We start from the raw sequence: 10,270 nt of genomic DNA, 5'->3' as shown, positions 1-10,270 counted from the left end.
CCGCAACCTGGCGGCGGCCCGCGCGCCGCGTTATCTTGATGTCCCTGCTGGACGCATCGCACTGGTTGCGGCCAGTTCCAGCTTTACCGCCATGTCACGCGCCGCCGATCCGCTCGGCGAGGTGCCAGGCCGGCCCGGTGTGAACGCCCTGCGCACAGAACGGATCGGGCAGGTTGCCGCTGCAGACATGGAGGTGCTGGCACGGCTTGCCGGCAGCAAGCCCGGTGCGCCAGTGCGGTTTGGCGGCATGCGTTATGAACCGGTGAGCGACCCGAAATCACCGATGGCAATCAGATATATCGTCAACAAGACGGATGAGATTGCCAATCTGCGCTCCGTCAGGCAGGCGCATCAGAACGGGAACTTTGTCGCCTTCTCGCTGCACAACCACGAACCGGGCAATGACAGCCCGATGCCGGCGCCGTTTGCAGTCGAATTCGCGCATAAGATCATCGACGCTGGGGCGGACATCTATCTTGGTCACGGCCCGCACCAATTGCGCGGTATCGAAATCTACAAGGGCAAGCCGATCTTCTATTCGCTCGGCAATTTCGCGATGATGAACAACTCGCTGGATGACGTCCCAGCCGACATGTACGAGCAATTTGGCGTCGATCCGGCCAATGCCACGGCGCCCGAATTGCTGCAGGCCCGCAACGGGCGCTCATTTGCCGATCCGGTGTTGTTTGAATCGGTCGTTGCCGTCAGCAGCTTCGCCAAGGGCCGGGTTGCCGAGATCCGGTTGTACCCGATCGATCTGGGCACTTCGGTGGACGGTGCGGGGCGCGGTGTGCCGGGAAACGCCAGCCCTGCTGTCGCGCGGCGCATCCTCGAACGGCTGCAGCGCTTGTCCGCGCCCTACGGCACGACAATCGCGATCGAAGGCGGGGTCGGGGTGATCCGTATTCCGGCACAATGAGCAAGGGTTGGCGCTGTTGGAGCGGCCAACCGAATAGCGGAGGATGATGAAGGCGATGCCCGATGCTAACACTGGCACCATGACTGCACATCCCCGCTATCCGCTGGTCTTTTCTCCGCTCGATCTGGGCTTCACCAGTCTCAAGAATCGCATCCTGATGGGATCGATGCACACCGGACTTGAAGATATCGAGGGCGGCTTCGAGCGCATGGCGGCCTTTTTCGCCGAGCGCGCGCGCGGCGGGGTGGGGATGATCATCACCGGCGGCATTGCCCCCAATCACGAGGCCGGCGGTGGCGGCAAGCTTTCGACTCCACAGGAAGCGGCGCAGCACCGCATTGTTACCGAGGCGGTGCACGCCGCGGCGCCGGATGTGAAGATCGTCATGCAGATACTCCACGCGGGGCCGCTCGCCGGCACGCCGGCCTGCGTAGCGCCGTCGGCCATCCGATCCCGCATCGGCCGTTTTGTGCCCAATGAACTGGATGCGGACGGGATCGAGAAGCAGTTGGCCGATTTCGCCAACTGCGCTGTTCAGGCAAAAGCCGCCGGTTATGACGGCGTCGAGATCATCGGTTCGGCCGGCTATCTTCTCTCCACCTTCCTGGTCGAAAAAACCAACACCCGCACCGACGAATGGGGCGGAAGTTTTGCAAACCGCATGCGCTTTCCGGTGGAGGTGATCCGCCGCACGCGCGAGGCCGTGGGCGATGATTTCATCCTGATCTTCCGCATCCCGGCCATGGATATGCTGGAAGGCGGCATGTCGGGCGAGGAGGTGATCCAGCTGGCGCAAGCGGTGGAGGCCGCCGGCGCCACCATCATCTCCACCCATTTCACTTGGCATGAATCGCAAGTGCCGACCATCGCCACCATGGTGCCGCGCGCGGCCTTCGCCGAAGTGACGGGGCGGATTCGCAAGCATGTCGGCGTGCCGATGATCACCTCGAACCGCATCAACATGCCCGAAACGGCGGAACAGGTGCTGGCCGCCGGTCATGCCGATCTGGTGTCGATGGCGCGGCCGATGCTGGCCGATGCCGATCTGGTCAACAAGGCGTTCGAAGGCCGCGAGGACGAGATCAACACCTGCATCGCCTGCAACCAGGCCTGCCTTGATCACACCTTCACCGGCAAGCTAACCTCGTGCCTGGTCAACCCGCGCGCCTGCAATGAAACGCTGATGGTGGTGAAGCCTGCCAGCGTCGTGCGTGATCTGGCCGTGGTCGGGGCCGGGCCAGCTGGCCTCGCCTTCGCGGTGGAGGCGGCGCAGCGCGGCCACACGATTACGCTGTATGACGCCGCGTCCGAAATCGGCGGCCAGTTCAATCTTGCCAAGCGCGTGCCCGGCAAGGAGGAGTTCCACGAGACCCTGCGCTATTTCAAGCGCATGATCGACAAACTTGGCATCACGCTCAAGCTCAATACCCGCGTCGATGCAGACAGCCTCGCCGCGGCTGGCCACGACGAAGTTATCGTCGCCACCGGCATTCGCCCGCGCACGCCCGACATGCCGGGCATCGATCACCCCAAGGCGGTGCCCTATATCGACGCTATCCTGGGCCGCAGACCGATTGGCCGCCGTGTCGCCATCATGGGCGCCGGCGGCATCGGGTTCGATGTGGCAACGCTGATCACGCATGCCGGGCCGTCGGCTGCGGTGGATATCCCGACTTTCTGCCGCGAATGGGGCGTCGATTTCGTCAATCACCCGCGCGGCGGTGTGACCGGGCTGGTACCGCAGATTGAAAAGGCCGACCGTGAGGTGGTGATCCTGCAACGCCGCGACGGCGCGCCTGGCAAGTCGCTGGGCCGTACCACCGGCTGGACCCATCGGCTGAGCCTGGTGCGGCGCGGCGTGCGGATGATGGGCGGGGTTACTTATCTGAAGATTGATGATGCCGGATTGCACGCCTTGGTAAACGGTGAACAGCGGCTGTTCGAGGTGGACACGGTCATCATCTGCGCGGGGCAGGAGCCTGAGCGCGCGCTGTATGATGCACTGGTGGCGCGCGGGTTGCCGGCAAAGCTGATCGGCGGCGCCAGCGAAGCGACGGAGCTCGACGCCAAGCGCGCCATTGCCGAAGCGACGGAACTGGCGCTGGCCAGCTAGCGTCACAAAAGGGCGCAACCAGCGCCAGGGGAACCAAACCATGCAAGCATCACCACGGCCGGGCTTCCGGAACGCAGCAGCAAGGGCGGTCATTCTTCTGGCGGTGGTCGTTGCGGGAGCTGCACGTGCGGCACCGGTTCAAACCGACGACGGCGCCTATACGCGCTACGAATTGCTGGCGCCTGCGTCTCACAAGTTCCGTATCGTGTACGACATCACCGCCACGACCGCTGGAGCCCGGGCCTATTACAATCCCATCCGCACCGGCAGCATCGCCACCGACGAGCGTGTGACTGACTTGGCGACCGGCGCGCCACTGGCCTTTGCCGAGGTTGGCGACGAAGTTGCGCGTGCCGGCGGGGTCTCCAACGCATCTCCCGACAGCAAATATATCGCAGTCACGCTGGTGCGACCTGTGCCCGAAGGCGGCGGCGGGCGCATCCGGATCGACAAGACCTATCAAGACGCCAAGAGCTATTACACGGACGGCGATGCCATCGTTTTCGACCGCTCTCTGGGGATCAAGCGCAATGCTGTTGTCCTGCCGGCAGGCTACCGTTTGGCGTCGGTGAATGTGCCGGTGCAGGTGCTGCAACAGGCTGATGGCCGCATCGCGGTGTCGTTTCTGAATGCCACGCCGGCGGCGATGCCGCTGGTCATCCGCGCCGTTCCCGGCAGCGTGATTGCATCCGGATCAAGCATGGCCGCCAAGATCAGCGAACGCGCAGCCCAAACCCGCGAGATCGTCTATTATCTGCAACCGCCCGAAACCCACAGTTTCGACCTGACCCATGACTATACCGAAGAACGACCGGGGATTGGCGCCTATGTCAACGTCGTTCGGGCCGGCAGCACGGTGTCCAACCCGTCGGCCCGCGACCTCGATACGGGCGCCGCGCTGACAACCGAATTGGTGCGCGGAGCGGCAATCACCGCAATCGATCCCCGGGAAACGCGCGTAATCGCCGCGACCACCGCCGTGGTGTTCCGCTTTCCGCCCGTTGCGGCAGGGGCCAGCCAGCGCATCCGCATCGCCGAAACCTACACCGATCCTGATCGCTACCGCATCGTGGACGGCGAGCTTGTATGGCACCGCGCATTCGGTCGGCCGGCCAACGCCGTCGTGCTGCCAGCCGGCTGGGTGCTCACCAATTCGACGATACCGGCAGCGATCAGCACGATCCCCGACGGGCGGACGCGGCTGGACTTCGTCAATCCGCGCCCTGATGACATCGCTGTGGTGATCACAGCCCGACGGGCCGGTTGATGCTGCGCTGGATGCCCCGCGAGGATTCGAACCTCGATTAACGGTGTCAGAGACCGGAGTCTTACCTTTAGACGACAGGGCAACAGCCAGCGAAGGCCGGCGTTTACCGACTGGGGCGGCCACGGTCAACCGTCTGATGTGGTCCAAATGCGCCAGTGTCCACAGCTGTGGCCGAAGTAGAGGATGATTTGCCATCATCCGATGAATTGGCTAGCGTGTTTTCAGGTTCCGTTGCGGCGGCGTCCCTTGGGGGCGCGTGGTCAAGGCGGTATGTGAATGTGACTGGACTTGCCGATGCCGGCCCCGCTTGAATCCGCTGACGGCCCCCGCCGCGGCACCGCCGCCCGAAGCCGGATGCACCCATCCCAGCAGCGCCGCGCGCCGGCCTATGGCGCGCTTGATCTGGGCACCAATAATTGCCGATTGCTGATCGCCAGGCCGTCACCAGATGGCTTCACCGTCGTGGATGCCTATAGCCGGGTGGTGCGGTTGGGCGAGGGGCTGCTGGAGGCGGGACGGCTTTCCGATGCAGCGATGGACCGCACGCTGGCCGCATTGTCAGCCTGCTCCGAAAAGCTGGCGCGCCGTGATGTGCGCCTCACCCGCAATGTCGCCACCGAAGCCTGCCGGCGCGCAAGCAATGGCCTGGCCTTCGTGGAGCGCGTGTATCAGGAAACCGGCATCGCGCTGGATGTGATCAGCGCGGCCGAAGAAGCGCGTCTGGCGGTGCTGGGCTGCCATGTGCTGATTGATGGCGATGGCCCGCCCGCACTGGTGTTCGATATCGGCGGCGGTTCGACCGAACTGATGCTGGTGGCGCCTTCGGGCATTGGCGACGCGCCGCCGGCCATCATCGAGTGGATTTCAATGCCGTGGGGCGTGGTGTCACTGGCCGAAACTGAACCGCAATGGCCGCAGGTTGCCGACCGCGTTGACGCCTATGATCGGATGCTGGCCGAGATGTGGCCCTGGCTAGATCGATTCGCCGCTAAACTGGCGGCGCGCGGTGTGAACGAGGTTCAGTTGCTGGGCACATCCGGCACCATCACCACTTTGGCCAGCGTGCAACTGGGCTTGCCCGGCTATGACCGGCGGCGGGTGGATGGCTGTGCGGTGGATACGGGTGCGCTGGCGGCGCTGTGCCGGTCGATCGGGCACAGCAGCGTTCAGGAGCGCGCCCGCATCGCTTGTGTGGGGCCAGACCGCGCCGAACTGATCGTTGCCGGCTGCGCCATTCTGGAAGCCATCCTCACCCGCTGGCCGGGCGTGCAGGTGCGGGTGGCCGATCGCGGCATCCGCGAAGGTATCTTGCGCACCTTGATGACGCGCGACGGCGTATGGGCGGCTGGCAAATGAGTGGTGCAGGACCCAGTGGCCCCGGCGGCCGGTCGCGTGGCGGCAAGGTGCGGGTGAAGACCGCGCGCAAACGCACGCCGCAATCGGCGGCCTGGCTGGAACGGCACCTGAACGATCCCTATGTGGCTGCCGCCAAGGCCCAAGGCTATCGCAGCCGCGCCGCCTTCAAGCTGAAGGAACTGGATGAACAGTTCGGCCTGCTGGCCGGCGTTGATCGCGTCGTCGATTTGGGCGCCGCGCCCGGCGGCTGGTGCCAGGTGGTGAAGCAGAAACGGCCAAAGGCGCGGGTGGTGGGCATGGATCTGCTGGCCATCGAGCCGCTGGCCGGCGTCGACCTGTTCCAGAAGGACATCACCGATGACGACAGCGAAGCGCTGATCCTCAGCGTACTGGGTGGCCCAGCCGATCTGGTGATGAGCGACATGGCCGCCAACACCGTGGGCCACAAGCAGACCGACCATCTGCGTACCATGGGCCTGATCGAGGTTGGGCTGGACATGGCCACGCGGCTGCTGCGGCCGGGCGGCAGTTTCCTGGCCAAGGTGCTGGCCGGCGGCGGCGATGGCCAGTTGACCGCGCTGTTGAAACGGCATTTCACCACGGTGAAGCATGTGAAGCCACCGGCCAGCCGCAAGGGATCGAGCGAGTGGTACGTGGTGGCGCAAGGGTTCAAGGCCAACCAACAGCCTGTTGAATAAGCAGACATTGCGTCGCACGCCGCGCACTGGCAAGCATTCGCCATGCGATTCATCCTGCCTCTCGCCCTTCTGCTGACCGCCGCCGCCCCGGCGCCGGCAATCGATGTGGCGCAGATGAAGCGCGACGTCGAAACATTGGCGTCAGACGCGTTCGAGGGCCGCGCGCCGACCACGCCCGGTGAGGCCAAAACCATCGCCTATCTGGCGCAGCGCATGGCCGCCATTGGCCTGAAGCCCGCCTATAACGGGACATGGCTGCAGCCGGTGCCGCTGGTTTCGATCACCACTGATCCGGCCGCGCAATTGCGTGTTGCGGGCGGAAAAGAGCCGATCGCACTGGCGATGAACAGCGATGTGGCCGTGGTGACCCGGCTGCCGCAAAGCCAGGTGAGCGTGAACGCGTCTGACATCGTCTTCGTCGGCCACGGCATCGTCGCGCCGGAGCGGGGCTGGAACGATTATGCCGGCGTCGATGTGCGCGGCAAGACGGTGCTGGTGCTGGTAAACGACCCAGACTGGCGGACGCCGGCGATGGGCAAGGCCGCCGGGCCGTTCAACGGCCGGGCGATCACCTATTATGGCCGCTACACCTACAAATATGAGGAAGCGCTGCGCCAGGGCGCGGCGGCGGCGCTGGTCATCCATGATGATGAACCGGCCGGCTATCCGTGGGGCGTGATCGGCACCAGCGTCGGGCGGCCATCGCTGGGCCTGGATCAGGGCAGCGCGGCGCAGCCGGTGCTGCAGTATCAGGGCTGGATCACGCGGAAGGCCGCGGCGCGTGTGCTGGCCAGCGCCGGCCATGATCTGGCCTGGCTGGAACAGGCCGCCACCCGGCCCGACTTCCGCGCCATGACCACCGGCCTGACGGGCTCGCTGACGCTCGACAACACGGTGGAACGGTCGGTTTCGCACAATGTCGTCGGTCTGCTGCCCGGAACGAAGCGGCCGGACGAGGTGGTGCTGGTGACCGCGCACTGGGACCATGTCGGCCGCTGCAAGGCCGATGCGAGCGGTGACGATATCTGCAACGGCGCGCTGGACAATGCGTCGGGCACGGCCGGGGTGCTGGCCCTGGCCGGGCATTTTGCCCGGGCGCCGCGCACCGAGCGCAGCCTGTTGTTCATGGCGGTGACCCTGGAGGAGGCCGGTCTGTACGGTTCGGCCTGGTATGCCGATCATCCGATCTTCCCGCTCGGCAAGACGGTGGGCGGCGTCAATATGGACGTGCTGTCGATGAATGGCGCGCTTGATGGCTTCACCATCACCGGCGCCGGCCAATCGGAACTGGAGGCACTTGCGACCCGGCTGGCGGCCGCGCAGGGGCGCCGGCTGGTGCCGGAAGCTTCGCCGGAAAAGGGCCGCTATTTCCGGTCCGACCATTTCAGCCTGGCCCGCCAGGGCGTGCCGATGCTGATGGCGATCGGCGGCGGCGAACTGATCGGCAAGCCACCGGGCGCAGCGGAAGCGGCGGCGAAGGATTTTGTCGATAACCGTTATCACCAGCCATCCGACGAATATGATCCCAATTGGGATTGGGGCGGCGCAGTGCAGGATCTGACGCTGTTTGCCGATTTCGCCCGCACACTGGCCAATGGCCGCAACTGGCCGAACTGGCTGCCCGACAGCGAATTCCGCACGATCCGCGACCAAAGTCGCGCAGGAGTGAAGTAATGACTGCCCGCCAGCCCGCCGAGTGGGCGCCGCACGCTGCAACCTGGACTGCCTTTCCCTCCCATGCTGAGCTGTGGGAGGATGATCTGGCCCCGGCACAGGAAGAAGTCGCAGCCATGGTGCGGGCCATCGCCAGGGGCGAGCGCGTTGAACTGCTGGTGGCAAATGCCGCTGCCGCTGCCGCTGCTCGGGCGTTGCTGGGTGATGTGGATGTGCAGCTGCACGATTATGGCTTTGGCGATATCTGGCTGCGCGATACCGGGCCCTTGTTCCTGCAATCGCCGCACGGCATGGCGGCGGCCGGTTTCCGCTTCAATTTCTGGGGCGGCAAATATGATCTGCCCGGCGATGAGGGCGTTGCCGCCTTTGTTGCCGATATGACGAAAACGCCGCTGGCAAAACACGGCTGGGTTCTTGAAGGCGGCGCCATCGATGTGGATGGCACTGGGCTGGTGGTGACCACCGAGCAATGTTTGCTCAATCCCAATCGCAACCCCAAGATGGATCAGGTGGAAGTGGAAAGCCATCTGCGCCGCGATCTTGGGCTGGACCGGGTGCTGTGGCTGGGCGACGGCCTGCTGAACGATCACACCGATGGCCATGTCGATAATCTGGCGCGTTTCGTTGGCCCCGGCCGTCTGGCGCTTCCGGTGGCGGCGGGCAAGGATGATCCCAACAAGGATGTCTATGAAGACGCCTGGGAACGCGCCCGCGATTTCGGGTTGGAGATCGTGCCGATCCCATCGCCGGGCAAGGTGCTGCGCGATGGCGAGATCATCCCGGCCAGCCACATGAATTTCTATATCGCCAATGCCGTCGTGGTGGTGCCGCTGTATGGCACTGCCAGCGATGACGACGCCGTGAAGGCCATCGCCGCGATTTTCCCCGACCGCGAAGTGATCGGTATGCGCGCTGATCATATCCTTACCGGCGGCGGCAGCTTCCACTGCATCACCCAGCAGCAGCCGAAATAAGGCGGCATCTTTCGCCCGCCACATTCGTGCGCTAGGGGCGAAAACATGACCCGTTTGATCACCGTCGCCGGCCTGCAACTGGCCTTTTCTGGCAATCGCGATGCCGATATTGCCATGACCGCCGCCGCTGCCCGGGCCGCCGCTGACGGCGTGGACGTCGTGCTGCCGCCCGAATTGTTCGAAGGCCATTATTTCTGCCGGCATGAAGACGAAGGCCTGTTCGTCAATGCGCTGCCACTGGACAAGCATCCGGCCGTCGCCGCGATGCGCGAAGTGGCGCTGGAAACGAAAACTTACATTCCCTGTTCCTTCTTCGAGAAGGACGGGCATCACCACTACAACAGCCTGGCCATGATCGATGATGGCGGCAACGTGATGGGCGTCTATCGCAAGAGCCATATCCCTGACGGGCCGGGCTATGAGGAAAAATTCTATTTCCGCCCCGGCAACACCGGTTTCAAGGTGTGGAACACCAAGAAGGGTGTCATCGGCGTCGGCATCTGCTGGGATCAATGGTATCCCGAAACCGCTCGCGCCATGATGCTGATGGGCGCCGAAGTGCTGCTCTACCCCACCGCCATTGGCACCGAACCGCATGATCCGGAGCTCGACACGCGTCGGCTGTGGCGCCGGGCGATGGTGGGCCATGCCGTGTCCAACGTGGTGCCTGTGCTGGCCTGCAATCGCATCGGCACCGAAGAAGCCGGCACACCGCACGCGCAGACATTTTATGGCACCAGCTTCGCCTGCGATCAGCGCGGCGACATTGTCGATGATCTCGATGATGTGACGCCCGGCGTCGTGAAGGCGACCTTCAACCTCGATCTCGCCGCCCGTCACCGCGCTGCGTTCGGCTTTTTCCGCGATCGCCGGCCGGAGCTTTACGGTCGGCTGGCGCAGGACATCTAGAGCGGTTTTCGATCAGGTTGTATCGTATCCGCAGGCTGTGAAGTAATTGGCGCATTCCTGGGGAGAGTAGAGGTCGAGGATGCGGCTGATGGCGTCCCACAGGCCGTGGATCGTGCGCTCGGCAGCCTTTCGCAGGTGGGCCTTGAGCTTTGAGAACGCCTTCTCGATCGGGTTGAAGTCGGGGCTGTAGGGCGGCAGGAACAAGAGGTCTGCGCCGGCGGCTTCGATGGCTGCGCGGATGGCTGGCCCCTTGTGGCTCGACAGATTGTCCATGATGACGATGTCGCCGGGCGAGAGCTCGGGCACGAGGACCTGGGTCACATAGGCGGTAAAGGCATCGCGGTTGATGGGGCCATCGAG

Annotated in this window: 9 protein-coding genes and 1 tRNA gene; 8 read left to right on the top strand and 2 right to left on the bottom strand. The window is 64.5% G+C overall.

The features are described 5' to 3' along the window. From RT662_RS14225 to RT662_RS14215, 3 genes are all read left to right on the top strand, one after another. A partial coding sequence (locus RT662_RS14225; RefSeq protein WP_313671355.1) for a CapA family protein occupies positions 1–919 on the top strand: 919 nt, incomplete at its 5' end. Positions 920–998: 79 nt separating this feature from the next. After that, complete coding sequence (locus RT662_RS14220; RefSeq protein WP_313671354.1) at positions 999–3,032, top strand: NADPH-dependent 2,4-dienoyl-CoA reductase; 2,034 nt, start codon at positions 999–1,001, stop codon at positions 3,030–3,032. 205 nt (positions 3,033–3,237) lie between these two features. Then, the gene (locus RT662_RS14215) at positions 3,238–4,299 is read left to right on the top strand and encodes a hypothetical protein (protein WP_313671353.1); all 1,062 of its coding nucleotides are present in this window, start codon (positions 3,238–3,240) and stop codon (positions 4,297–4,299) included. A gap of 8 nt (positions 4,300–4,307) precedes the next feature. Here RT662_RS14215 and RT662_RS14210 read toward each other — a convergent pair. Beyond that, positions 4,308–4,381: transfer RNA gene (locus tag RT662_RS14210), tRNA-Gln, on the bottom strand. 272 nt (positions 4,382–4,653) lie between these two features. Between RT662_RS14210 and RT662_RS14205 the strand changes: the two genes are divergently transcribed. From RT662_RS14205 to RT662_RS14185, 5 genes are read left to right on the top strand one after another with little or no spacing between them, the layout of a single operon-like run. Continuing rightward, positions 4,654–5,655 carry a Ppx/GppA phosphatase family protein gene (locus RT662_RS14205; RefSeq protein WP_313671352.1) on the top strand — a complete coding sequence of 334 codons (1,002 nt, stop codon included), beginning with the start codon at positions 4,654–4,656 and terminating at the stop codon, positions 5,653–5,655. Continuing rightward, positions 5,652–6,353: an RlmE family RNA methyltransferase gene (locus RT662_RS14200; RefSeq protein WP_313671351.1), complete on the top strand. Its 702-nt coding sequence runs from the start codon at positions 5,652–5,654 to the stop codon at positions 6,351–6,353. The genes RT662_RS14205 and RT662_RS14200 overlap by 4 nt, the downstream gene beginning before the upstream one ends. A gap of 42 nt (positions 6,354–6,395) precedes the next feature. Continuing rightward, positions 6,396–8,027 (top strand): M28 family peptidase, encoded by a 1,632-nt coding sequence (locus tag RT662_RS14195; RefSeq protein WP_313671350.1) that lies wholly within the window; start codon positions 6,396–6,398, stop codon positions 8,025–8,027. Then, positions 8,027–9,001 carry an agmatine deiminase family protein gene (locus RT662_RS14190; RefSeq protein ID WP_313671349.1) on the top strand — a complete coding sequence of 325 codons (975 nt, stop codon included), beginning with the start codon at positions 8,027–8,029 and terminating at the stop codon, positions 8,999–9,001. The genes RT662_RS14195 and RT662_RS14190 overlap by 1 nt, the downstream gene beginning before the upstream one ends. A 45-nt stretch (positions 9,002–9,046) precedes the next feature. Further along, a complete protein-coding gene (locus RT662_RS14185) occupies positions 9,047–9,910 on the top strand; it encodes a nitrilase-related carbon-nitrogen hydrolase (protein WP_313671348.1) in 864 nt (287 codons plus the stop codon). Between the two features lie 12 nt (positions 9,911–9,922). On the opposite strand, the gene RT662_RS14180 is transcribed toward RT662_RS14185, so the two are convergent. Further along, positions 9,923–10,270: transposase (locus tag RT662_RS14180; protein WP_313671347.1), on the bottom strand; the 348-nt coding region annotated here is incomplete at its 5' end.

This window comes from Sandarakinorhabdus sp. (assembly GCF_032115815.1).
GTDB lineage: Bacteria > Pseudomonadota > Alphaproteobacteria > Sphingomonadales > Sphingomonadaceae > Sandarakinorhabdus.
This window is presented reverse-complemented; position numbering and strand designations above follow the sequence as displayed.

Coding starts and splice junctions, on each gene's coding strand:
- RT662_RS14220 (WP_313671354.1), top strand. CDS start 999: ATGACTGCACATCCCCGCTATCCGCTGGTCTTTTCTCCGCTCGATCTG.
- RT662_RS14205 (WP_313671352.1), top strand. CDS start 4,654: ATGCACCCATCCCAGCAGCGCCGCGCGCCGGCCTATGGCGCGCTTGAT.
- RT662_RS14200 (WP_313671351.1), top strand. CDS start 5,652: ATGAGTGGTGCAGGACCCAGTGGCCCCGGCGGCCGGTCGCGTGGCGGC.
- RT662_RS14195 (WP_313671350.1), top strand. CDS start 6,396: ATGCGATTCATCCTGCCTCTCGCCCTTCTGCTGACCGCCGCCGCCCCG.
- RT662_RS14190 (WP_313671349.1), top strand. CDS start 8,027: ATGACTGCCCGCCAGCCCGCCGAGTGGGCGCCGCACGCTGCAACCTGG.
- RT662_RS14185 (WP_313671348.1), top strand. CDS start 9,047: ATGACCCGTTTGATCACCGTCGCCGGCCTGCAACTGGCCTTTTCTGGC.